This window comes from Paenibacillus sp. PL2-23, from assembly GCF_040834005.1.
In the GTDB taxonomy this organism is placed as follows: Bacteria; Bacillota; Bacilli; order Paenibacillales; family Paenibacillaceae; genus Pristimantibacillus.
In genome coordinates, this window is the sequence record NZ_CP162129.1 from 1,558,904 (window position 1) to 1,583,217 (window position 24,314).

19 protein-coding genes and 1 pseudogene are annotated in these 24,314 nt (G+C 52.2%); 17 read left to right on the forward strand and 3 right to left on the reverse strand.

The window, feature by feature from the left end; all coding sequences use genetic code 11:
* Positions 1-110: 110 nt before the first annotated feature.
* On the forward strand, positions 111-1,256 hold the full coding sequence (locus tag AB1S56_RS06590) for an MFS transporter (protein ID WP_340869799.1): 1,146 nt from the start codon (positions 111-113) through the stop codon (positions 1,254-1,256).
* 105 nt (positions 1,257-1,361) lie between these two features.
* Here the strand turns inward: AB1S56_RS06590 and AB1S56_RS06595 are convergent, their stop codons facing one another.
* Complete coding sequence (locus tag AB1S56_RS06595) at positions 1,362-2,525, reverse strand: ROK family transcriptional regulator (RefSeq protein ID WP_340869644.1); 1,164 nt, start codon at positions 2,523-2,525, stop codon at positions 1,362-1,364.
* Between the two features lie 176 nt (positions 2,526-2,701).
* On the opposite strand from AB1S56_RS06595, the gene xylA reads away from it, so the two are divergent.
* From xylA to AB1S56_RS06635, 8 genes and pseudogenes are all read left to right on the forward strand, one after another.
* Positions 2,702-4,015: a xylose isomerase gene (gene xylA / locus AB1S56_RS06600; RefSeq protein WP_340869645.1), complete on the forward strand. Its 1,314-nt coding sequence runs from the start codon at positions 2,702-2,704 to the stop codon at positions 4,013-4,015.
* Positions 4,016-4,054: 39 nt separating this feature from the next.
* Entirely contained in the window at positions 4,055-5,551 is a 1,497-nt protein-coding gene (gene xylB, locus AB1S56_RS06605; RefSeq protein ID WP_340869646.1) for a xylulokinase, read from the forward strand.
* A gap of 607 nt (positions 5,552-6,158) precedes the next feature.
* Positions 6,159-7,490 (forward strand): DUF2087 domain-containing protein, encoded by a 1,332-nt coding sequence (locus tag AB1S56_RS06610; protein ID WP_340869647.1) that lies wholly within the window; start codon positions 6,159-6,161, stop codon positions 7,488-7,490.
* A gap of 200 nt (positions 7,491-7,690) precedes the next feature.
* A complete protein-coding gene (locus AB1S56_RS06615) occupies positions 7,691-8,659 on the forward strand; it encodes an S-layer homology domain-containing protein (protein WP_340869648.1) in 969 nt (322 codons plus the stop codon).
* A gap of 24 nt (positions 8,660-8,683) precedes the next feature.
* Positions 8,684-9,940 carry an S-layer homology domain-containing protein gene (locus AB1S56_RS06620; protein WP_340869649.1) on the forward strand — a complete coding sequence of 419 codons (1,257 nt, stop codon included), beginning with the start codon at positions 8,684-8,686 and terminating at the stop codon, positions 9,938-9,940.
* Between the two features lie 47 nt (positions 9,941-9,987).
* A pseudogene (locus AB1S56_RS06625) lies at positions 9,988-10,818 on the forward strand (hypothetical protein); the annotation flags it as partial.
* A gap of 33 nt (positions 10,819-10,851) precedes the next feature.
* Positions 10,852-15,651, forward strand: coding sequence for a hypothetical protein (locus AB1S56_RS06630; protein ID WP_340869650.1), 4,800 nt, complete (start codon positions 10,852-10,854; stop codon positions 15,649-15,651).
* Between the two features lie 98 nt (positions 15,652-15,749).
* Complete coding sequence (locus AB1S56_RS06635) at positions 15,750-16,148, forward strand: hypothetical protein (RefSeq protein WP_340869651.1); 399 nt, start codon at positions 15,750-15,752, stop codon at positions 16,146-16,148.
* An 80-nt stretch (positions 16,149-16,228) separates the two neighbouring features.
* On the opposite strand, the gene AB1S56_RS06640 is transcribed toward AB1S56_RS06635, so the two are convergent.
* A complete protein-coding gene (locus AB1S56_RS06640; protein ID WP_340869652.1) occupies positions 16,229-17,491 on the reverse strand; it encodes an NAD(P)/FAD-dependent oxidoreductase in 1,263 nt (420 codons plus the stop codon).
* Between the two features lie 117 nt (positions 17,492-17,608).
* On the opposite strand from AB1S56_RS06640, the gene AB1S56_RS06645 reads away from it, so the two are divergent.
* The 7 genes from AB1S56_RS06645 (at position 17,609) to AB1S56_RS06675 (ending at position 22,518) form a co-directional block, all read left to right on the forward strand.
* Complete coding sequence (locus AB1S56_RS06645; protein ID WP_340869653.1) at positions 17,609-18,460, forward strand: lysophospholipase; 852 nt, start codon at positions 17,609-17,611, stop codon at positions 18,458-18,460.
* 28 nt (positions 18,461-18,488) lie between these two features.
* Positions 18,489-20,150 carry an ATP-binding protein gene (locus AB1S56_RS06650; RefSeq protein WP_340869654.1) on the forward strand — a complete coding sequence of 554 codons (1,662 nt, stop codon included), beginning with the start codon at positions 18,489-18,491 and terminating at the stop codon, positions 20,148-20,150.
* An 83-nt stretch (positions 20,151-20,233) separates the two neighbouring features.
* Positions 20,234-20,371: a hypothetical protein gene (locus AB1S56_RS06655; protein WP_340869656.1), complete on the forward strand. Its 138-nt coding sequence runs from the start codon at positions 20,234-20,236 to the stop codon at positions 20,369-20,371.
* Positions 20,372-20,523: 152 nt separating this feature from the next.
* Positions 20,524-20,958 (forward strand): BrxA/BrxB family bacilliredoxin, encoded by a 435-nt coding sequence (locus AB1S56_RS06660; protein WP_340869658.1) that lies wholly within the window; start codon positions 20,524-20,526, stop codon positions 20,956-20,958.
* A gap of 13 nt (positions 20,959-20,971) precedes the next feature.
* A complete protein-coding gene (gene nadE / locus AB1S56_RS06665) occupies positions 20,972-21,781 on the forward strand; it encodes an ammonia-dependent NAD(+) synthetase (protein WP_340869661.1) in 810 nt (269 codons plus the stop codon).
* A 46-nt stretch (positions 21,782-21,827) separates the two neighbouring features.
* Complete coding sequence (gene acpS / locus AB1S56_RS06670; protein ID WP_340869663.1) at positions 21,828-22,226, forward strand: holo-ACP synthase; 399 nt, start codon at positions 21,828-21,830, stop codon at positions 22,224-22,226.
* 64 nt (positions 22,227-22,290) lie between these two features.
* Positions 22,291-22,518: a hypothetical protein gene (locus tag AB1S56_RS06675; RefSeq protein WP_340869664.1), complete on the forward strand. Its 228-nt coding sequence runs from the start codon at positions 22,291-22,293 to the stop codon at positions 22,516-22,518.
* A gap of 157 nt (positions 22,519-22,675) precedes the next feature.
* Here the strand turns inward: AB1S56_RS06675 and AB1S56_RS06680 are convergent, their stop codons facing one another.
* Positions 22,676-23,023, reverse strand: coding sequence for a cytochrome c (locus AB1S56_RS06680; RefSeq protein WP_340869665.1), 348 nt, complete (start codon positions 23,021-23,023; stop codon positions 22,676-22,678).
* 116 nt (positions 23,024-23,139) lie between these two features.
* Here AB1S56_RS06680 and mutY point away from each other — a divergent pair, with 116 nt between their 5' ends.
* The gene (gene mutY / locus AB1S56_RS06685) at positions 23,140-24,309 is read left to right on the forward strand and encodes an A/G-specific adenine glycosylase (protein WP_340869666.1); all 1,170 of its coding nucleotides are present in this window, start codon (positions 23,140-23,142) and stop codon (positions 24,307-24,309) included.
* The last annotated feature ends 5 nt before the right edge of the window (positions 24,310-24,314 follow it).

The following is a 24,314-nucleotide window of genomic DNA, read 5'->3' on the forward strand; positions in this document are numbered from 1 at the left end:
TGAACAGTGGTTCAATGAAAGGCAGGTCCTGCAGCTTGTCCAGTCCAACACCAGTGGCCCCATCCGTAAAAGATAATGTCCGCTCGGCCACCGTATACGCCATTTTATTTATGATCAGCTCGGTTCATTTGTTGAACGACGCGATGCAGACAGTCGTGGTCGCGCTGTTCCCCATATTCGAGGAATCGCTGAAGCTCACGTACGGCCAGATCGGCTGGATCGCGTTTACATTGAATATGACGTCCTCCATTATGCAGCCTGTTGTCGGCGTGCTGTCGGACAGAAGCCCCAAGCCCTGGATGCTGCCCATAGGCATGCTGTGCAGTATGGCCGGCATGGCCGGTCTTGCTGTAGCGCCTAACTTCACTCTGCTCATACTTTCCGTCGTGTTTGTGGGATTAGGCTCGGCCGTCTTCCATCCGGAGGGCTCGCGAGTTGTTCATATGGCGGCGGGCAGCCGCAGAGCGTTCTCGCAGTCCATCTATCAGGTCGGAGGCAACTTCGGCCAGTCGCTGGGTCCCATTATGACAGCGGCTATCTTCATCCCGCTTGGCCAGCGAGGCGCCGCATGGGGCATGCTGCTGGCGGCCGTGGCGATCGCGATTTTGTTCAAGGTTGTGCCATGGTATGCGGCAAGACTGGCTGAGCATGGCGGCAAAGTGCCCAAGAAGAAGCCTGCGGCAGGATCAAGTCAAGTTAATCAAATGATTGTGCTCGCCTTGTCCATTCTGCTGCTTGTTGTATTCGCACGCTCCTGGTATGCCGCCGCAATCGGCAGCTTCTATCAATTTTATGCCAGGGACCATTATGAGATCACGATTCAAAGCGCGCAAATTCTGTTGTTCTTGTTCATGATATTCGGTGTCATCGGCACCTTCCTGGGTGGAATTATGGCAGATCGAATCGGCCGCAAAAAAATGATGTTAATCTCGATTCTGGGAGCTGCGCCATTCGCGCTGGTGCTGCCGCACTTGCCTCTCTTCTGGGTGTATCCGTCTATCGCATTGCTGGGCTTCATTCTGCAGTCCGGCTTCTCCGTCAGCGTCGTGTACGCGCAAGAGCTGATGCCCGGCAAGGTGGGCATGGCGTCTGGACTCATCACGGGGCTTGCGTTCGGAATGGGCGCGTTAGGGTCCGTCGTGCTGGGCAATATGGCGGACGCGGAGGGCATGGACAGCGTTATGCTTCTGGCGAGCTTCCTGCCGCTGATCGGCATATTGGCGCTGTGGCTGCCGAAGGATCGTAAGGAAGTCTGATCACCAAGGGATAAGAAACAATTTATAACAAACGCAAAAAGATCGCTTCTCTTTGGCTGTTGCCATGAGCTTGCGATCTTTTTTTTGGCAAACATAGACGGTCAGCTAGACGCTCTTGATCTTGGAAATGAAATGGCTGATGGCGTAATAAGCGGCTCCGCGAACGGCGGCTTGGTCCTTCAGCTCGGCGAATAAAAGGTCAAGCTTCTCTCTATGATAAGAGAGCGTGCGGCGATCTACGGACTGCTGCAGAGCGGGCGCAATCCATTCAGCGGCACGGCTCATCCGGTTGCCGATAATAACGGCGCTCGGGTTAAAGACGTTCACAATATTAGCGATCCCTGCCCCAAGCAGGGAGCCAATTCGATAGAACAATTCACGCACCTCGTCGTTGCCGGCTTCTGCTGCCTGCAGAAGGTCTTCCAGGCTGTCGAAGCCCAGCTCTGCGCCTTGCTCCAGAAGCGCATTCTCGGAGGCATAAAGCTCCCAGCAGCCGTTGTTGCCGCAAGAGCATGGTTTGCCGTCATATTGAATGGAGAGGTGGCCCAGCTCGCCGGAGAAGCCTGAAGAGCCCTTGTATAGCTCGCCGTTCAGAATAATGCCTGTACCGATACCAATGCCTACGCTGACATAGATTTGATTCGCTATGTGCTGGCCAGCGCCGTATTTCTGCTCGCCCTGCGCCCCTGCGTTAGCCTCGTTGTCGATCGTTACCGGCAGGCTGAATCGCTCCTCCAGCTGTCGCTTTAATTCCACCTGACGCCATTTCATATTGGGCGCAAACAGGATAACCCCGTCATCGTCGACAATGCCGGGAACGCCGATACCGATGCCGACCACCCCGTATTCGCTGTCGGGGGCGCGCTGGATCAGCGACTGGATGATGGCGGAGAGATGCTCCAGCACATTCCCCGTGTGGACGGGCTTCAGCTTGATGGACAGCTCTTCTATTACATTGCCGGACAAATCAGCCAGTATGCCCTTGATATAGTTGACCCCAAGGTCGATGCCCACGGCATAGCCGGTCTTCTCATGGAACAGGAGAAGGGTCGGCTTGCGGCCCCCGCTGGATGCGCCAGGTCCAATCTCCTGCACCAGGTGGCGATCGATCAGGTCCTGCACAAGATTGGAGACGGTTGCCTTATTGAGGCCTGTCTTCTCGGATATTTGAGCCCGTGACAGCGGCGCGTATTGAATGACGGCGTCGAGCACGATGGCGGTGTTCATTTTTTTGATCAGCGCTAGATCTCCAGTTGATTTCGGTTTCACAGTATGGCCTCCGTCCTGGTCCTATCTATTTAAGATAGCATACTGCAAAGCATACTCGAAAAAAAAGATTTTGTCGAACTTAGTTTGTTTAATAGACAAACTAAGTTGGGCGTGTTATTCTGTACATGTAAACGGATACGTGAAAGATTGAAAACACATATAGGGAGGATTTATTAATGGCTTATTTCCAAGGCATCAACAAAATTCAATTCGAAGGCAAAGGCTCTGACAATCCACTGGCGTTCAAGCATTACGATCCCAAGCAGGTTGTACTGGGCAAAACAATGGAAGAGCATCTTCGTTACGCGGTTGCATACTGGCATACCTTCAACGCAAACGGCTCAGACCCGTTCGGCGTGGGCACAATGGTTCGCGGCTGGGACGCTTACGATGGTCTTGACCGCTCCAAGGCTCGTGTAGAAGCAAACTTCGAGTTCATGGAGAAGCTGGACATTCCTTACTACTGCTTCCATGATATCGACATCGCGCCTGAAGGCGAGACGCTTCAAGAAACGAACAAAAACCTGGACATCATCGTAGCTATGCTGAAGGACAGCATGAAAGCCAGCGGCAAAAAGCTGCTCTGGAACACAGTTAACATGTTCACAAACCCTCGTTATGTACACGGCGCCGGCACAACCTGCAATGCCGACGTATACGCCTATGCGGGCGCTCAGTTGAAGAAAGGCCTTGAAGTAGGCAAGGAGCTTGGTGCTGAGAACTATGTATTCTGGGGCGGCCGCGAAGGCTATGAGACGCTGCTGAACACAGATATGGGCTTCGAGCTTGATAACCTGGCTCGCCTGTACCATATGGCGATCGCGTATGCCAAGGAAATTGGCTTCGACGCGCAATTCCTGATCGAGCCTAAGCCGAAGGAGCCGACCAAGCATCAATACGACTTCGACGCTGCGACAACAATCGCGTTCCTGCAGAAGTACGGCCTCAAGGATCACTTCAAGCTGAACCTGGAAGCCAACCACGCGACGCTTGCGGGCCATACCTTCGAGCACGAAATTCGTACAGCTGCTATCAACGGCATGCTGGGCTCGCTTGACGCGAACCAAGGCGACCTGCTGCTTGGCTGGGATACGGACGAATTCCCAACCGACCTGTATTCCACAACGCTGACGATGTACGAAGTACTGAAGGCTGGCGGTCTGGGCCGCGGCGGCGTGAACTTCGACGCCAAGGTACGTCGTGGCTCGTTCGAAGCGGAAGACCTGTTCCTGGCTCATATCGCTGGTATGGACAGCTTCGCTTGGGGGTTGAAAGCGGCAGCTAAGCTGATCGAAGAGAAGACGCTTGACAGCATCGTTACAGACCGCTATGCAAGCTTCCAAGAAGGCATTGGCGCGGATATCGTATCCGGCAAAGCAACGCTTGCTTCCCTGGAGCAATACGCGCTGCAGAACCACAAAATCGTGAATAAATCCGGTCGTCAAGAGCGTATTCGCCTCATGCTGAGCGAGGTCATCTTCAGCGTATAATCTCCACTGGATTGGGGGCATAAGGAGGCTGGAACAGCCATGAGTTATGTTATTGGTATTGACCTTGGAACAAGCGCCGTCAAGGCGCTTCTGGTCAATCGCGACGGCAATGTTGCCGCGGAGGCTTCGCGAAGCTACCCGCTCTTCCACGAACGCTCCGGCTGGAGCGAGCAGCGCGCCGACGATTGGGTTCAAGGCACGCTGGAAGCTATTGCGGAGCTCGTGTCCGGCAACGGCATCGACGCTGCAGCAATCGAAGGCATCAGCTTCTCGGGTCAAATGCATGGCCTCGTTCTTCTGGACGAGGCGGGCAATCCGGTACGGAACGCTATATTATGGAACGATACCCGTACGACGGAGCAATGCCGTGAAATCGAGCGCGTGCTTGGCGACAAGCTCCTGTCGGTTACGCGCAATCCGGCGCTTGAAGGGTTCACCTTGCCGAAGATTCTGTGGGTGCGCCAGCATGAGCCGGAAGCCTTCAGCAAGTCATCCCTATTCGTATTGCCGAAGGATTATGTGCGCTACCGGCTAACGGGACAGCTTCATATGGATTATTCCGACGCTGCGGGCACACTTATGCTGGACGTTGCTGGAAAGGTATGGAGCCAGGACGTGCTGGAAGCGTTCGGCTTGCCTGCAAGCTTCTGTCCTCCACTTGTGGAATCGCACGGCTACGTCGGCAACCTGCTGCCGGATGCCGCGGCGAAGGCCGGCTTAACGGAAGCGACAAAGGTATTCGCAGGAGGCGCGGACAATGCTTGCGGAGCGATTGGCTCTGGCATTTTGTCTGAGGGACTGACGTTGTGCTCCATTGGCACCTCCGGCGTTATTCTCTCCTATGAGAAGGATGAGACGAGCGATTACCAGGGCAAGGTTCATTTCTTTAACCACGGACAGGAGAACGCGTTCTATGCGATGGGCGTCACTCTTGCGGCTGGCTACAGCTTGAGCTGGTTCAAGAAGACATTCGCCCCAGGAGAATCGTACGATCAGCTTCTGGATGGAGTAGGGGCTGTGAAGCCTGGCGCGGGCGGTCTTCTGTTCACACCGTATTTGGTGGGTGAGCGTACGCCTCATGCGGATTCATCGATCCGTGCCAGCTTTATCGGGATGGACGGCTCTCATGAGCGCATCCATTTTGCCCGTGCGGTGATGGAGGGGATCACGTTCTCGCTCGGGGAGTCCGTTCATATGCTGAGAAGCGCAGGCAAGTCCGTCGACAAAATTGTATCCATCGGCGGCGGCGCCCAGAATCCCGTCTGGCTGCAAATGCAGGCCGACATCTTCGACGCAACCGTCGTGTCGCTAGAGAACGAGCAAGGCCCAGGTCTCGGCGCGGCCATGCTGGCTGCGTACGGCTGCGGCTGGTTCGACAGCCTGGAGGCTTGCTCCAAGAGCTTCGTGAAATACGCCAGCGCATACACGCCACAGCCTGAAGCAGTACAGACGTATCGCGAGCTGTTCAGTGTATATCAGCAGGTGTATCATCAGACGAGGTCTATGAACGAGGCTTTGGCAGCGTTCAGATCATAAGCTTGGCTTGGTTGACTAATCCGTCCCACCCCATTGTGGGGGAAGGGGCGGATTTTTTGTTGTTGCTTCACAGGCACGTCTAATCGCTCCCATTAGGCCTCCCAGGCAAAAATAGACGTTTGTGGCACGTCTAAATGCTCCGAGCCGCCCTTCCTGGCATAAATAGACGTTTTCGATCAAATCCCCTTCACATCGAGCGAATCCGCACCATTATAGACAATATTTCGTTCAAAGCGCCTCACTTCGAGCTCCTGCACCAGTTATTTGAACGATATTTCGTTCCCGGCATAATAGACGTTCCTGGCACGTCTAAATGCTCCCAATCATCCTCCCCGGCGCAAATAGATGTTTCTGGCACGTCTAAATGCTATAAACCGCCCTTCTCAGCACGAATAGACGTTTCTGACACGTCTAAATGCTCCCTATCGACCTCTCTGGCACAAATAGAAGTTTGTGGCACGCTTAATCGCGCCGAACCGCCCCCCAAAAACAATCACTCTCACCTGTTTCTTGAATAAAAACAAACAAAGTGATAATATATCTACATAATAACAAACATAAATTAAATTTGTTTGTATAATATTCTGTAGGAAAGGCAGTGGTAGGAGTGGCTAATAGCGGGAATGCGAGCCTGGATGAACGCTTCTGGGAAGCGTCACTGACCGATATAAAAAATGGATTTCTGTTCGTAGAGGACCAAGCTGGCTATTGCTGTTTGATTTGCGGCGCCTTGTTCGAGGAAGGCGAGATCTTCAAGCTGCCAGGCGAGGAACGATACTTCGATGCGAGAAAATATGCTTCTTATCACGTGAGCAAGGAGCATGGCACCATGCTGGAATGCCTCTTAAGCCTCGACAAAAAAGCGACAGGGCTGACAGACATCCAGAAGGAAATGATCCGTGATTTTGCAGCGGGTCTTGGTGACAACGAGATCGTGAAGCGGACTGGTGGCAGTGCTTCGACTGTGCGGAATCACCGGTTTGTTCTGAAGGAGAAGGCGAAGCAAGCCAAGCTGCTCCTTGCGATTATGGAGCTAATGGAAGCGGGTACGACGCAGGAGCCAAGGTTTGTGCCCATTCACCGAACAAGCACCATCATGGATGAACGGTTTGCTCTAACGGAGGACGAATACAAGGATATGATTCGGCGATATTTTCCGGAGGGGCCTGAGGGACCGCTGGATGGCATTCCGAGCAAGCAGAAGCGCAAGGTCGCCGTGCTGCGTCACATCGCTTCGTTCTTCCAGACTGGCGAAGCTTATTCAGAAGAGGAAGTGAACGAGAAGCTGAAGCGTTTTTCACCGGAGGAATATGTGACGATTCGCAGGTATTTGGTCGATTACGGGTATTTGGACCGCAAGAGCGATGGCTCTCAATATTGGGTGCCAACTATAGGAAGGGATGAGGATGGAATGAAGGATAGGTATATTGGTGAACTTGTAGGAGCTAAGAAGAGAGAGAAAGCCGCGGCTGCTGCCCAGACTGGCGAGGAACAGATGGAGGCTGTGGCAATGCCCGAAGCTGCCAGGTCTGGTCCCGATAAAGCCGCCCGGAAGGCTCTGACTGCAGAATATCAGGAGCGGGAGCGGGAGATGGGCGTCTATCAGATCAAAAATGAAGCGAACGGTCGTGTATTTATCGGGGCGTCGACCAATATGAACGGGCTGTGGAACAAGGAGAAGTTCGTGCTAGGACTAGGCTCTCATATGAACAAGGAGCTTCAGAAGGATTGGAAGCTGTTTGGCGAAGAGCAGTTCTCCTTCCATATCCTTGATACGGTTAAAACAGACGGTACCGTCCGTTATGACTATAAAGACGTCTATGACGAGGAAGGCAAGGAGCAGGCGGGGGTAACGAAGGGTTATCGCCGGGAAGTTGAGGCATTGAAGGACAAATGGCTGGAGAAGCTGAAGCCTTTTGGAGACAAAGGATATCATTAATGGCTGATGTGCAGGCATTTATTGACAGAGGACTTGTTGTACAGTAATCTAGTGGAAGAAGAAAAACATCGCGTAACGAAAATCAATAGGTAACACAGCGAAGCACGCTTACTCCATGTCCGTTCTGGACTGGTGAGAAGTGTGCTTTTTTTTTGCTTGCTGCAGGTGTTGAAATTAAAAATTGGCAAGGAGTGTAAATCATGTTACAAATGAAAAGAAACGTTATTGCTGCTATGTCTGGCATTGTTTTAACGCTGGCTGTGCTCATGAATATGGGGATCAAGGGCGTCGATGCGTCAGAGCGGGCAACTATTGTCAAAACGTTCGAGCTGGCCAATCCGATCGAATTATTGACCTTGACGGTGGAAGGCTACGATGGCCTGTTTCGTTCGCGCTTGATGCTGCCTGACGGGCATGTCATTCATGGGCCGGAGAGTACTCGAATCCAGTATGAGGACGAAGCTCGTTGGTCAACTGTTTATTCGGTCTCTCGGGCGGCGAAGGGACTCTATACGATCACGATCGATGCTCCAATCCAAGCCTTTTATAATCTTATCGTCGACGTGCCATTGTTTTCGGATATTGCGGGGCACTGGGCGAGGGAGGTCATCAGCGACTACGTCAGCCGCGGCATTGTGAATGGCTATGGGGATGGTCGGTTTGGTCCGGAGGATGCGGTGACTGGCGAAGCGCTTATTAAAATGATGGTGCTGGCGTTAACGGAGGAGCAGCCTAATGGGCTATTTATTTGGTCAAAACCGTTCCGTTGGAGGATGCAAGACGAAGAGCTAAGTCTCCAAATGGGCTGGAAGGAATATGACTTCTTGAGCAAAACGAGCAAGCCCTGGTCCGCATCGTATCTTAGCGCAGCTGCTGATTTAGGCATAACAAAAGACTGGGACGAGGGGCAGATGAAGGCGTCATTCAAAAGGAAGGACGTCGCGCTGTTAATCGGGAATATGATGAGTCTGCTGGTAATGGATACATCGAAGACGGTACATTTTACGGATACATCGACTCTTAGCAAAAAATATCTGGATGCCATTAGTCTGATTAGCAGCCAATCCATTATTACCGGCTATCCCGACAAAACATTTCGTCCGGAAGCTCCGGTTACAAGAGCCGAAACAATCAAAATGATTGCCCGACTTGAAGGCTTTCTTAAATAACACAAATCATTGGAGGAAAGACAGATGAAGAAGCTGATTGTATTTGGTATGACACTTATGCTTGTATTAGGCGCGATTGCACCAGTTGGACAAGCCAACGTGGCTGGGGCTGAAGAGCTTCCATTTAGTGATATTGCTAAACATTGGGCCAAGGACAATATCCTCAAGGCTTACGAGAGCGGTCTTGTCGATGGATTTCCGGATGGCACATTTCGACCGGATGCTGTGGTGACGGGTGATCAATTTCTGGTTATGATGCTTCGTGCGCATAGCGTTACTGTGGATGGGAAGACGGAGTTTGATCCGGAGTGGTTTGATAAATTAGAGGAGTATCAACCAACGTTTTTAAATACTATCAAGCTGACCGTCAAAAAGCAAAACTTTAATTTTCAAAATGCCAGTAATGACTATTGGGCTAAACCGTATGTTGATTTTATTTATGATACGCCAGTATTGAAAACGTGGGATACGGTTTTTCCAAAAGACTACGCCCTCTATAAAAAGCAGATTAAGAGGGAAGAGGCATCATATTTATTAGGCCAATGGTTCACTTCCTTAGAAAACAGCTATCAAGATATGTACATTGAATACGTAATTAAAAACTCGGGTCTAAAGGATTTTAATAATTTTGGTTTAGATGTAGGTGCTCATCGAGCATCTATGCTTATTTCAGGAATTATGAATGGTTATCCGACCATGTATTTCTACCCTAAACGGTATGTTACGAGAGCAGAAGCATTAACAATGGCTCAGCGACTTAGAGATCCATCTCTTCGTAAGCCCTTTACTCCAAATTTGCAGGGTCAATATTACACATTGGTTGATACCAACTATTACCTTTTCAGTGATAAGTATAAATTTGATTTCTATAATACTGCCCTAAACCTCGCAAAAAAACACGTAACAACCGGGTTCATTCATCTATCTGGAGGAAACGCAATCGAGATTTTCAAGTCGGAGGATGAAAGAGATAAATTTATATATATGACGAAAACAATGCAATTCACAAATAGACCTCTACCCGAATTGATTGTTTCAGTTGATCCGTATGATTACAAAACAGTCAGTATCGACTTTCCATTTGATACAACATTCCCGAACACTAAAGCCTATTTGAATGCGGCATATGAGTTGCTTGCAGGAGGCGGTAAGGGGGCTCAACTTAAATCCAAGGTCGATTCGCTTGTAAAGGAAGGACTACCCGAAAACTTTACTTTTAATGGGAAAAAATACACTTTCTATAATCACGGAAAAACCATCGAATTAACGATGTACTACTAGGAGTTGAGTAAATGAGCAGAAAAAATAACCAACGTATAGCATGGTTGATGTTAGTTGCATTTACTTTATCATTTAGTTCTTATTTTTATTGGCCATCTGATCTAGTTGAAGCGAGCACAACACCAACACCAACAACAATTAATGGATATCCAAACAAATGCCTATATAATCCTAGTGTTGACGGCCCGATACCTGCTGACGTTGCCCCATGCTCGCTGCCCTCAAAGGACAACAAGAATGGATTCAAGTTCAATTCGAAATTTTATTACGATGCTGTAATTATAGACAACGATCCTTATACCGTCGTACCAGCTAGAAAGCTAATTGTTTATGGGACGCCTTTCAGCGTTCCTTCCAAGATTCAAGGCTTTAAGAAAGGTATGCAGCCCGATGGCGGTCAAATTATTCCCGATCAGGGCCACTTTTACGTATATAGTAACGATCATGGCGGGTATGTTTTTGGAGAATACCGTTACCTTGGCTTCACCTATGATAACAACCTTTATTCAAACATTAACTTTATCGTAGATGCGGACCTTGGAATACCGATAGCAAACAAACATTGGATTTACTTGCCTTGGAAAGAAATACCGGACTCCGTGTATGCCCGTAAACCGGCTACACCTGGACCTATGTATGAAAATGGAGCAGATGCTAACGTTACTCTCCCAGTATACGACCCCATTAAAGAATATATCGATAATAAGTTGCAGATTTCATTTAATCAAAGCGTTCGATACTCCGATCGATATAAAATACTTTCTGGAAGCCAATACAAAGACTCAAGACAATATATGTCCCTGCACCAGCCACCCACAACCAAAGAACGCGGCATAGGCACCATGTATCACTACAGCTGGGATAGCCATTCCATTTGGTATCAAACATTCTTTATGCCTAAGCTCGACGAAATGACAAAGGACCGTAGCGTAGTACCGGCCTCTTGCGCCGTTGTTCCAGTAAATTCAAAGCCAATTGCCATCGGAAAAAGTAAAAAGGTTAAGGTCGAAGTAAAGCTCACCGGAACCTTGCTGGACGAGGACTACTACGGCGACCCATTGGATGAATTCCTCTACTATACCCGCAAGGACATCGACTACTGGCGTTTGGACTTACTCAATCCATCGGGCGGAGGGTACACGCAGCTGGCTTCCAACAAAGCCAAGGATGGAGTCATCGTGCAGAACAATGCCGCCTCGGCCATATACACCATTGAAGTTGATACAGAGAAGCTGGATCGATCAAGCAGCCAGGTATGGAAATATAAATCCAGCGCAGGCGTGTTCGCCTTCTATTATGACCATACCTACAACAATCCGTCTTACACGGCTCAATATTGTAACCTTGAAGTGAATTTTGAGCCAACAGAAAAGCAGCCTATGCTGAGCAGCTTCGGCGTCGTTCCAGAAATCCACTTCGAGCGTTTGTCGCAGTTCACAAGTCGGATGCTCGGCTATGAGGATCACTCTTACGGAACAGACGTCGATTATTATGAATTCGAAATTACCAATACGAATGACGGCAGCAAAGCAACAAGGAGATTTGATCCTGCGATACCGGAGATTAAAGCGCCCAACGCGGGATATTTGGACCAGGAGGCTGTACAGAGCTTTTTGTACCAATTCATGAAGACTAAGCTGACTCAAGAGATGGTTGCCGCTCCAATCTCACAGCAATTCGAGATTAAGCAGACCATCGTCGATCGAGACGCTGCCGTCAACAACAAATCCATGGCTATACAGACCGTCACCTTGATTCATTCTCCAGTAGCCGGTTGCGGTGTAGATCATGATACGCTTCCAGCACCCCCGCAATACATCTCGCCCAAAGCTGACTGGCCATTTGACTGGTATGACGTCGTCCCCTTCCCCGTAACCGATTCAGGACCAGATTTGATCCCCCATAAAGGGTGCGAGGAGCCGGCAGGCTATGACGAGTTTACAAAACGAGTGTTTATCGACGGGACGGAGATTGATGCTCATGCCTTTTACAGCGGCAACTACATCTTTGGCGAAGATGAATTAGGCATAAGGGAAGTGAAAACGACCTTCACCGCTCCGGACGGCACGGAGTCGTTCAAAATTCAGCATGCCGTCATTCATGAATCGAAGCCCCGGGTTTCCCTGAAGCTCGAAGGCTTGTACAAGCAAAACCGTACGATGAAAGCAATCGATGGATCAGCCGCCAGCAATGACCAGTGGGTGGAGCAGCAAGCCCCTCTGGAAATTACATCGTTCAGCTATGTGCAGCCAGCCGATCCCAAGCTGAAGTGCCGAACCGGTTATTGCGAAGCAAACAAGTCCGAAAAGCTGTTTATGTACAAGGAGCCCGGCCAGTATCAAATGAGCATAGCAGCGAAACGCGTCATTACCTATGGCGGCGGCAAAACGATTACACGTTATTCCGATCCCTACGTCGTAGATTATGAAATCATGCCCGACTATAAGCCGGCTCTCATCGCTCATGCTTACAACTCGGAGATCAGCCGATTGGACAAGCTGGAGCTGCTTTATGATGCCGTCAGCACGGACGGAGATTTTATCTCCCAACAAAATATGAAGGTCTACCATGATTCAGACAATGATGGTGACTTTGACGAGCTTGTATTTGAGACGGATCAACCGGTAACAGAGCTTCCTCAGCTGACCAAGCTGGGTCAATACCAGATCGTCGTCAATGCCAAGGAAGGCACTGCTCAGGATCGGCTTATGGAGTTCATTGCGCCAGCAGATGATCAGACACATACGATTGAATCGTATTTCTTCATCGACAACTATGCGCCGTCAAGCGATTTGTATTTGGATGTGCCTAACGAAAAGGCAGATATGGATGTCTTCATCATGCTCGACGCCAACCTGAAGCAGGAGTCAACAGATTATGTGCGAGGCAACAAAGTCACGCTCACCAATGCCTTCAACAGCGCGAATATGCTGGCCAATATCGGCATATGGGATATGAGGACCTATACGTACAGCCAGTCTGCCAGCACGAGCGACAGTACGGGAACATCCTACCCGGGCAGCTTTATATCATACAGCTCGGAGGGCTATTCGGGAACGCTGGCGAGAACCAGTGTATCCAATTCCCCATATGATCGGGATGAAGGGAAATTTATATCCAAAACAGACTCAAAAACAGAGACAGGAACATGCTCGAGTACCGTTACCACCTATTATGATGAGAAAGGTAACTTCCATAGCTCAAGCAGCTGGAGCAACTGTGACAGCACTCAGCCTTATAGTGATGGAAAATATAGCGGGACATTATCACGAACCGGCGAAACCCCTAATGGTCCAAGCTGCGGAACCTCAGGTCCCAAAAACGGATCATGCTCCAGAGGCTGGACCGCACATTATTCCGGCACCGTGTATTGGACCCGTGATGTTTGGGAGCCCAAGATGGTGACTTACGACAGCTACACGGGGTATTACAGCGGCACCATTTACAAAGACGTAAGGCAGCCATACGATACACACTTCATGCGTGCCGTTCCAACAAAGTATGTCATTTATATTTCCGATGGCGGGGCAACCCAATTGTCGGATCTGCAAAATGTCATGAACAAACATAATGCGCGGCTCATACTTGTTGGCTCGAATACCTTGCCCTCACAAATCAGCAATGACAAGTTTATACCAAATGACGACGCTATCGAAAATATTATGAGCGAAGTCATCCAGTATATCGCGGAAAGCAATCCCGCTAATCCGAAAGTGCTGAAGCTTGTGGGAGAAACGGTTGGTACAGCTACTGCCACCTTTGATGCAGAGAGAGATCCCGTGCCAGACGAAAATGACCAGCTGCAAATCATACAGGATCCCAGCTATTACGATAATTCCATGGGGTTCGACACGTTCGGAGGGAGGTCTCTTATCTCCCATAAGAGCGCGGCGAACTGGCAGCCCTATCAATCCAGCGTGACGCTGAGCAAGCCGGGCAAATACCAGTTCATCAGGCGTACCAAAGACCTGCCAAGCAGCGATCCCCGGTTCGCGGACTACGCTTATTTTTCAAATGAATCCGTTATCGATGTGTATGTGCATCGCAAGCCGATACCGGATGTAACGCTGGACTTCGATTATATGCTGAACGAAAATCGTTACCGGACGACGTGGGTGGACATGAGCTATGATCTTGACCATAACGTAACGAGGGCGGCGACGGATCGCGGCATACAGAGCCGTTCGATTAAGCTGACGAACCAAGGAACCGGCGAGGTGTTTACGAGAATACCGGAAGCGGTTGAGCCTGGGACGTACCTGCTAGATTATATGGTGCAGGATATTGAAGGCGAGTGGTCCGACCCCATTCAGCGCACCTACGAGCTGCCCAGCACGGTTCCCGTGCAGATGGCATCCAAGCTGAAAACAACGTACAGCGGCTTTTCTCTGGGCAGCGTGCCGGCCAGCGAAGGTCTAACGGCTTATGAGCTGTGGACCCGCTATCCTTATGCGATCAGCCTACAGTTCAATATGGGGCATATCTTGGCACGGTCCGTTCCCCACTATACAGGAACAAAGACGGGCAACGATATTCGCTGGGCGGATGAAATGTTTACGATACCTCATACGACGCCTGACGGTCCCTATACGTTTACGATACGCGGCAATGGCTCCGTATCAGGCTCTACGGCAACGCAAACCTATACCGTAAACGTGGTGACGCCCATTGATCTGTCGGGACGAATCGATTCCGGCGACAGCTCCCTCCAGGATATTGGCGAGCTCGTTGTAGGAGAGGGCTACAGGCTGCATGCCGGTACAACCAAATATCCGGATCAGACGGTGAACGCTGGGGCAACGACCGTTGTTATGTTCAAGGGCACTCCTTATGAGCGAACGGTCATTCTAAACTCCATAACGAACTCGACAGTTGGATATGGGCGCAAAAGCTGGAGCGGCTCCTTTACGGTGGGCAATATGCCGGATGGCAGTTATACCTTTGAGTGGAGATCGCGTACGCCGAACGGGAATGTTCAGACGGTAAGCAAGGGGGTTGAGGTCGTCAATAATCGCCCGCCAACCGCCGACTTTATTTGGACACCGAATCCGGTATACGAGGGCGACCTGGTGCAAATTGTTCCCAGTGTGCAGGATCTCGATGGAGATGGGCTGAATGTGCAATACGAGCTGACAAGTCCAAGCGGAAGCAAGCAGGTATTCCAGTACAACCTAACGCCGAATTACGCCCACACTGGACCGCAAGCCCGTATGGTAGAGACCGGCGTCTGGCGGATGAGGCTCAGCGTCAGCGACGGCAGAGCTCCGGCTGTCATAGTCGAGAAGTCCTGGGAGGCCAGGGCGCTGCATGTCGGAGGGCAAGTGCTTCATACCGACTTGTGGAATGAGCATCGTCTAGCCTACAACCTCAAGAAGAGCGGGAATTCGGAATCGCCTCGCGGCTACGGAGTGTTCTGGGCGGGAGAAAGGTTCCTGCTCCAGGCGGATACCACACTGACGGGCACGGCAACGCGGGCGGAGCGGGTAGAGGTCGCATTCGGCGAATATCGAGCGACGCTGACGGCTGTCGACGCGGCACGGACGAGTTGGATGGGCGAGCTGTGGGACGAGGCATTCGAGAGCTTGCCGGATGGTCCCGCTAGCTTTTTGTTTACGGCCTATTATTCCAACGGGACAGTCAAGACGACGGAAGTGACCGTGACGCTTCAGGGAGATGTGTCGCAAATCGTTGGCGTGCATCGGGTGAAATAGATCCCATATGGGCAGACATGAATTACTGCAAAAATTGGCATGCTATGACTGTTAAGCGTGATATTACAGTAGAGGCTGGCGAAAGGAAGGGATGTTGGTTGTCGCATCATTCAGCTATTATGTTCGATTTCAGCGATAACGGAAGCGCGGAATTGGCAAGAAGCTTGCTGCAGGAGCTGGGCTATGATCCTGTGATGCATAACGAAACCCGTATGCATATTCATGTGGATGGAGGCGATCTGACCTCGGCGCTGGAGATCGCGCAGTCGCATGGCGGACAGCTTGTGGAGCAGGCGGATATCCGTCAGGAAGCCATTACGAACACGGCTTATTCCCTTGACGGCATTACGATACCGGCTCATATGGTGAACGAGGATTGGATAGACGAAGAGGGTCTGGGCCTTCACAACCGGGATACCGGGGCTATATACGACACGGATGAGCTTAGACCCGATCCGGAGCATTACAGCCATTTCTCAGGCGACGTTCATACTTGATCACGTACTGTACATTCGGATAAAAGAAATAGAGCGCTCTTCGGCGAGGTGAATAACCGGAGGGCGCCCTTTCTCATGCTCTATTGGCGGCTTTCAGCGGCATGCTTGCCGGCATTGTAGCCTGTAGTGAACGCCGCAGTAATATTGTAGCCGCCGGTATAACCGTGGATGTCCAATATTTCACCGCAGAAATACAGCCCTTTCATCAGCTTGGACTGCAGCGTCCGAGGATCGATTTCCTTCAGATTGACGCCGCCTCCGGTTACGAACGCCTCTTCAATGGACAGCGTGCCGTTCACCAGCACAGGGAACGCCTTGGCTGTCTTGGCCAGCTCCAGCCAGGCATGCTTCGGAATATTGTCGTACGTAATATCCTCGCGTACACCGGCCTTACTTAGCAGAAGCGGAATAAGCCGCTCGGGGAAATAGCCCTTGAGCGCGTTTTTGACCGACTTACGGGACTCTGTCTGGCAGATAGCCAATGTTTCCTTATAGATTTCGTCAGCCGACAGGCTAGGCAGCAGATCGATGGTCGTGCGGACAGGCTCTCCGCCGTTCTGCTTCAGGCCCTTGACGACGAATTGGCTGCATCGCAGCGCTATGGGGCCCGATAAGCCGAAATGAGTGAAGAGCATATCGCCTTCATGCTCGATTGTCTTCTTGCCCTTGGCGTTCCACACAGACAATGAAACGCCGCGAAGCGACAGCCCCTGAAGCTCCTTGCTGCGGATAAAGGGCTCCTTCGAGGTGAGCGGCACCTCCGTAGGGAAAAGCTCCACAATCGTATGCCCCGCCTCCTCCGCCCATTCGTAGCCATCGCCGGTAGAGCCTGTGTGCGGAACGGATTTGCCGCCTGCCGCTACAATAACGGAGCTTGCACGAATCGTCTCCCCCGATTTCAGCTGGACGCCAATCACTCGGCCATTCCCGTATAACACGCGGGCAACGGGACTATTGACGCGAATGTCTACGCCAAGCGAGCGCACCTTGCCGACCAGAGCGTCGACCACGGTTTTGGCTTTGTCGCTGACGGGGAACATTCGGCCGTTGTCCTCCTCCTTAAGCCGGATGCCCAGCTCCTCGAAGAAGCTCATAATATGCCTGTTGCCGAAGGCTGTCAGGGCGCTGTACAAATATTTGCCGTTCCCGGGAATATTTTTAATGAGCTCGTCAAGCTCCTTGGCATTGGTCACATTGCACCTTCCGCCGCCTGATATGCCAAGCTTGCGGCCAAGCTTGTCCCCTTTGTCCAGCAGCAGCACCTTCGCCCCTGCCTCGCCCGCCGATACGCTGGCCATCAGACCTGCAGAACCTGCGCCAACTACGATAATGTCATAGCTCATGTTAGACTCCTGTAACAAGTTAATTAAGTTGAGAATAGTCATTAATTTTCTCTATATTCAAATGTATGATTTCCAGTATAATTTAATTAGAAAATGACGGCAAGGAGGCCAGTCCCCATGCAGCGAGAACAATGGCACGCTCATGGAGCGTCGGGAACAAGCTTGTATGCCAGAACGTGGACGCCTGCCGGCCGGCAGCCTGAAGCATTAGTAGTGATTGTGCATGGACAAGGCGAGCATGGAGAACGGTATCGCCATGTAGCGGAGAGGATGACGAACACTGGGCTGGCCGTCGCCTGCGCGGACCTGCGCGGACACGGACGCTCCGAAGGCATTCGCGGGCATATAGCCGCAATTGACGAAATAATCGAAGACACGGCAGCGATCATTGCGTTCGCCAGAGAGAGCTTTCCGGATGCCCCTGTTATCCTGTACGGACACAGCATGGGAGGGAATATTGCCTTAAATGCGGTACTCAGGCGGCAGCTGAATGTGTCCGCGCTTATTCTGTCCAGCCCGTGGCTGCGCCTGGCATTCAAGCCGCCCGCAATCAAGGAATGGATAGGAAGAGGGGTAGCCAAGCTATGGCCGGCACTCCGCATGTCGTCCGGACTGAAGCCCGACGAGCTGTTCCGTCCAAGCGAGCTCAGACTCCCAGCCATAAGCGAGGACCCGCTTAATCATACCTATATAACCCCCAAGGCTTATCTAGAGATTCAGAGGGCAGGCGAATGGGCGCTGGGCAATCATGGGCTGCTGCAGCTCCCGGTACTGCTGCTGCATGGCGATGCCGATCGCATCACCTCCCACGCTGCAAGCCAGCAGCTTGCGCAAGGAATGGGCTCTCGCTGTCAATGGATTTCTGTCGAGGGCGGCCTGCATGAGCTTCATAATGACCAGGGAGGAGACCGGACAATTGACCTCATTATAGATTGGATACAGCTTCAGCTATCATTGAATGGCGATTAAATAGCCTGGTCAGGAGGCGCGGACTTAAGTGCTAAAGGATTTGCTGCTCCAATTTTTTCTATCCGTGCTTCCCGTTTTCGCGTTTCTGCTTTGGCATGACAAGGACCGCAGCTGGGAGGGCTTCCGCCCGTTCATTGCTATAACGTCCGGACTGGCCATGCTGCTGTGCTTGTTACTGTCTACTCCCTCAGTGAATGATTACGAGGTCGATTTCCGCATTGTGCCTTTTGTAATCGGTTCCTTATATGGCGGCTATCGGGCATTGGCTGTCTTGTCCATCCTGCACGTTGTCCTTAGAGCTCCAACGCTGAGCTCGGTTGAGGAGGCTGTCAGCTTTTCTTTGTTTTTGGCGTTTGCTGTCCTTCTGCTGACCGGATTTATGGGGCGCTTCCAACGAGAGTCGCCAGAGGGCAGAGAGAGAATTGGCGTTACCGTTATTTCCTTTCAAATCATCATTACTATTTCGATGATGACGGTGATTATGGGGATGAATGGAAGGCCGTGGACGCTCACAATCGTTCTTGACTTGTTGGTTGCTATGGCAGGCTTATTGCTTGCGACCTGGCTGTCCGTCTACATAATAGAAGGCATTAAGGAAAAGCAGCAGCTACATAACAAAGTGGATCATTTGTCTCTTAGCTACCGCAATGAGGTAGAGAAGCTGCAGCAGTTTATTGATAAAGCCCCTATCGCGGTTATGATCGTCGACCGGGATGCGAGAATTACGCATGTGAACGAAGAAGGGCTGCGGCTGTTCAATTTGATGCCCTCCTACACCAGCGTTGACAGTCTCAAAAACAAACCGTATGCCGTCGTCTTCCTGGAAGGCGCCGGCGACATGTGCTTCACGATTCTGGAGCAGGCCTTGAAGGGACGCCCCACCGGCACCGTGCCTCATATGGAGGACGGCAAAACGTTTCTCTACACGGCGATAACGCTGCGTGAAGTGGGCAGTCTGAGGGTCACCGGCGCCGCCATTATCGCCCAGGATATTACGGAGCTGAGCGTGTTGCGGGACGAGCTGGGGCGAATGGAGAGACTGAGCCTTGTCGGCCAGATGGCCGCCAGCATTACACATGAGATCCGCAATCCCATGGCGGTTATTCGCGGCTTTGTTCAGCTGATACAGGAGCGGAGCCCGCAGAACCAGCATGAATATTTCCGCGTCATTATGGAAGAGCTGGACCGCGCCAACATGATTATTAACGATTTCCTCTCTCTCGCGCAGAATCGGGATCTGAAGATGGAGATGGGCTCTCTGAACAGCAGTATTCGCGACCTGGAGCCGTTGCTGCTCGCGGACGCCAACCTGAGAGGCCAGTCGCTGGAGGTCAGTCTCTGCGAGGATTTGCCTCCTATGAGGATGAACGACCGAGAGATCAAGCAAATGCTGCTGAATATTGCCCGTAACGGCATGGAAGCAATGGAGGAGAAGGGGATTCTCCGAATCCGCACCACGTATGATAACGGAGAAATCAGCATTACAATTTCAGACGAAGGTGTGGGCATTCCGCACGACATTATGGGCAGCCTGTTCGAGCCGTTCTTCACTACCAAAACTCGCGGGACGGGGCTTGGCTTGCCGCTGTGTCTCAGCATTGCAGAGCGGCATGGCGGCAGGATTGATGTGCAGAGCCAGGAAGGGCAGGGCACAACTTTTATCGTGAGCTTCAACATATTGGCGCAATAGGATGAGCATAATACTCCTTGAATGGCGCACTGCGGCTGCGTGTCCCCACGCAGCCGCAGCCTACTCGAAGGAGGAAGAATGACATGTCTGAGCATTTCAAGACAAACGGCGATTCCGCCGAGCAGAAGCGGCAGGCGGCCCAGAATGAATCCAAGGCGAACCGAGCGGGCGGCGCGGCCGTCGACAAGAAGCTGAACGGACCGAATCGTCCATCCACGTAACGTGGCATACCGCGCCCGCTTGTGAAGGCTGACGTTGTGCGAGCGGGACGCTGGCGGAAGAAGGCAATCGGAGGTGCAACTCCGGTTGCTTTCTTTTCGTAAGGGGCGTTATAATAGCTAAAAATAACCTTATTTCCGAGGAGTGAAGTGTAATGTCGATGTCATTCGAGAGATATATGATGGATATGATTCAACCCATGCGTGACGATCTTACTAAGCTGGGTATTCAAGAGCTGCGCACGCCCGAAGAGGTGGAAGCGAACGTGCCGGACGCCAAGGGTACTGCTCTGATCGTTATTAATTCCGTATGCGGCTGCGCTGCGGGCCAATGCCGTCCTGGCGTTGCTCAGGCTCTCCAGAACGAGAAAATTCCTAACCATCTGTTCACGGTGTTCGCCGGTCAAGACAAGGAAGCAACGGCGAAGGCTCGCGAATATTTGGCCCCGTACCCGCCGTCCTCCCCTTCCATCGCACTGATGAAGGATGGCGAGCTGGTGCACTTCATCGAACGCCATCAAATCGAGAATCGTTCCGCAGCGGACATCGCGGCTGATCTGACAGAAGCCTTCGATAAGTATTGCGGTTAACGGGAGCTGCCATATGACCCTACAAGAGCAAATCATTGAGCGTCTTGGCGTACAGCCCTCCATCAATCCCGAGGAGGAGGTTCGCAAGCGCGTTGACTTCCTGAAGCGTTATGTGCTGGACTCCGGCACGACGGGGCTGCTGATTGCAATCAGCGGCGGAATCGACAGCGCGGTGGCGACTGGCTTATGCAAGCGAGCGACGGATGAGCTGTCGGAGGAGACGGGCAAGGCGTATATGACGCTTGGCGTATTCCAGCCTTACGGCGAGCAATCCGATATTGCGGACAGCTACGCGGTAGCGGAAGCGTTCGGACTGACTCACAAGGTAGAGACGAATATCGGCGAAGCGGTTGACGAAATCGCGCTGGAGGTTGAACACTCCTTCAAGGCGCTTGGCATGCCACGGCATATTAGCCGCGGCGGCAAAGGCAACGTCAAGGCCAGAACGCGTATGGTCATGCAGTATGCGCTGGCTTTCGATCTGAATCTGCTGGTCGTTGGCACGGATCACGCTTCCGAGGCCATTACGGGCTTCTACACGAAGTGGGGCGACGGGGCGGTTGACATTACGCCGCTCAGCACGCTGAACAAGCGTCAGGTTCGCCAGTTAGCGGCTTACCTGGGAGTGCCGGACAGCGTGCTTAAGAAGGCGCCGACAGCAGGTCTATGGGAAGGCCAGACGGACGAGGATGAGCTTGGAATCAAGTATGACGACAACAGCGACTACCTGGAAGGCAAGGCTGTAGCGCCTGCGGTCAGCGAGAAGCTGGAGAAGCAATATTTGAAGACGGAGCACAAACGTTCGCCGATCCCCGGGATCTAAGAGCTGATGGATGGGACGCCTTCGTAACCTAAAGGAGGCAATGAGCTTGATCGCAGGAATCGGACATGACTTGACGGATGTGGATCGAATCTCCCTTATGCTGGAGGGCCGATATGGGGATAGGCTGATGCAACGCATATTGACCGAAGGCGAGCGGGAGCTGGCAGCAGCCTATCAGGGTGCGCGGCTGCAGCAATTTGTTGCGGGACGCTTCGCCGCCAAGGAAGCCGTCTCCAAAGCCTTCGGCTGCGGCATTGGACGTCAGCTCGGCTTCAGAGATATCGACATACAGCGGGACAAGAACGGCAAGCCGTTCGTCAAGCTGTCTGAGGCGGCATGGAGCAGGCTGTCGCTCAGGGAGACCGACATGTCCGTTCATTTGACGATTACGCATGAGCGTGCGCTTGCTTCCGCATTTGTTGTGGTGGAGCGATTAAACAGGTAACCTTTGGCCCATACTTGCATGTAATAGTAAGTAAGTGCAAGCATGCGGCGAAAGGAGAATGGCCATGCACAGAGGACGTCAAGAAGGCTCGAAACGAAGATTTAGAACAGGTCAGTGGGTACAGCAAGAGGGATTATATTCCAATGACTGGGGCGACGATCTCCTTCTGGTGCAGGGCGATCTCTTCCCCTCTCATCCACAGATGGGAGAGACGAGCTGGACGTACGCCGGGCCGGCCGTCGAGCATCTGTGGAAGCCAACCAAATCGAACGGCCATGACATTGGCTATTGAAGCCGGACAGAAGCCTTCCGCATTCCCGAGACATAAGGGGGCGGGAGGCTTTTTTTCAAATGAAAGTATTAGTCTTCTCTAAACTGGGCTTATATTTCAACACGAAGCTTATGCTGCTCCGCCAAAGGATGGCGCAGCCGTGTACGCTTGCTTCAAGTCACTGCTGTCCCGACAGCCACTGAGCCAGCGTCTCAAGCTCCTCCTGCGTTAAACGGTCCTTGAAGGCCGGCATGACGCCTTTACCCTCCTCTATCCGGAGCTTAAGCTGCTCGGAGTCCAGACGCGAGCCAACCCTCTGCAAATTGGATTTCGATCCAACCCGTCCCTCCAGGTCGGTGCCGTGACAGCTGATGCAATTCGTCTTGTACAGGCTTGCCGCCTCGGCTGGAGCAGCCGCGAGGGTATTCCCCGATCCTTGATGACTATCGCTCCCTCCGCAGCCCGCCAGTACGGCTAGCAGAACGAAAGCGATTCCTCCTTTTGCTCCGATCCAACGATTTTTCACGAATTTTTGCCTCCATTCCTCATTCTCTCCCTTTGCCATAGGCATAACAGGCATTCACTCGTATAATAGAGCATATTGGCACAACTAACAATGACAGAGCGGAAGGATTCGATAGAATGGCTATACAAGAGGCATCAGCCTATTTCAGCAGGGAGCTGCTGAGCTGGTATCAGAGAGGCAATCGGAATCTGCCCTGGCGGAGGAACAAGGATCCGTACCGGATTTGGGTATCCGAAATTATGCTGCAGCAGACGAGAGTCGATACCGTTATTCCTTACTTTGAACGCTTTATGGCGAAATTCCCTACGGTACAAGCCTTGGCGGAGGCGCCGGAGGAAGAGGTGCTGAAAAGCTGGGAGGGGCTTGGCTATTATTCCAGAGCCCGTAATTTGCAGGCCGGCGCCCGTATGGTGATGAGTCTCTATGGCGGTATTATACCGGATGACAAGGCAGCGGTAGCCGGTCTGAAGGGAGTCGGGCCTTATACAGCAGGCGCCATTATGAGCATCGCCTTTAATCGGCCGGAGCCGGCGGTGGACGGCAATGTGATGAGAGTGCTGTCCCGTTATTTCTGCCTGGAGGACGATATTGCGAAGCCGAAGACCCGGGTTGGCATTGAGAAGCTGGCGGCCTCCCTCATTCCGGAGGGGGCTGCCGGGGATTTCAATCAAGCGCTGATGGAGCTTGGCGCTCTGGTGTGTACGCCGAAATCGCCAAGCTGTCTGCCGTGCCCGGTGATGGAGCATTGCGAGGCGAGGCTTCAGGGACGAGAGACCGAGCTTCCGATCAAAACAAAAGCGAAGCCGCCGCGCCATGAATATCGTGTGGCCGTTATTGTCCGTGGAAGCGGGGAGCGCGCGGACCAGGTGCTTCTCCGGCAGCGTCCGGAGAATGGCCTGCTGGCGCAGATGTGGGAGCTGCCGCATGTTTTGTCGGATGACCCATCGGGAGAATGGTTCCGAGAGGAGGCTCCGAAGGAGGACGCCAGGCTTGCCGAGTCGCTGGGGCGGGAGCTGGAGCGGGAGACGGGGCTGCTGATCCGGCCCACCGGCTGGCTTGTTGACGAAGAGCATGTATTCAGCCATATTCATTGGCATATGCGCGTATATGTAGCAGATTTGGGACCAAGCGAGATCTCCAGGGGCAATAGCCTTGCCGCGGAGTCAGGCTTGGCCTATGAGACGGGACAGGCCCAAGGCCCGTACCGCTGGATGGGCAGAGAGGCGCTGGACACGCTTCCGTTCCCGAATGTATTCCTGCGTATACTGGAGCGTTATTGGAGCTAGAAATC

Coding starts and splice junctions, on each gene's coding strand:
- AB1S56_RS06590 (WP_340869799.1), top strand. CDS start 111: ATGATCAGCTCGGTTCATTTGTTGAACGACGCGATGCAGACAGTCGTG.
- xylA (WP_340869645.1), top strand. CDS start 2,702: ATGGCTTATTTCCAAGGCATCAACAAAATTCAATTCGAAGGCAAAGGC.
- xylB (WP_340869646.1), top strand. CDS start 4,055: ATGAGTTATGTTATTGGTATTGACCTTGGAACAAGCGCCGTCAAGGCG.
- AB1S56_RS06615 (WP_340869648.1), top strand. CDS start 7,691: ATGTTACAAATGAAAAGAAACGTTATTGCTGCTATGTCTGGCATTGTT.
- AB1S56_RS06620 (WP_340869649.1), top strand. CDS start 8,684: ATGAAGAAGCTGATTGTATTTGGTATGACACTTATGCTTGTATTAGGC.
- AB1S56_RS06630 (WP_340869650.1), top strand. CDS start 10,852: ATGACAAAGGACCGTAGCGTAGTACCGGCCTCTTGCGCCGTTGTTCCA.
- AB1S56_RS06640 (WP_340869652.1), bottom strand. CDS start 17,491: ATGAGCTATGACATTATCGTAGTTGGCGCAGGTTCTGCAGGTCTGATG.
- AB1S56_RS06645 (WP_340869653.1), top strand. CDS start 17,609: ATGCAGCGAGAACAATGGCACGCTCATGGAGCGTCGGGAACAAGCTTG.
- AB1S56_RS06655 (WP_340869656.1), top strand. CDS start 20,234: ATGTCTGAGCATTTCAAGACAAACGGCGATTCCGCCGAGCAGAAGCGG.
- AB1S56_RS06660 (WP_340869658.1), top strand. CDS start 20,524: ATGTCGATGTCATTCGAGAGATATATGATGGATATGATTCAACCCATG.
- nadE (WP_340869661.1), top strand. CDS start 20,972: ATGACCCTACAAGAGCAAATCATTGAGCGTCTTGGCGTACAGCCCTCC.
- AB1S56_RS06675 (WP_340869664.1), top strand. CDS start 22,291: ATGCACAGAGGACGTCAAGAAGGCTCGAAACGAAGATTTAGAACAGGT.
- mutY (WP_340869666.1), top strand. CDS start 23,140: ATGGCTATACAAGAGGCATCAGCCTATTTCAGCAGGGAGCTGCTGAGC.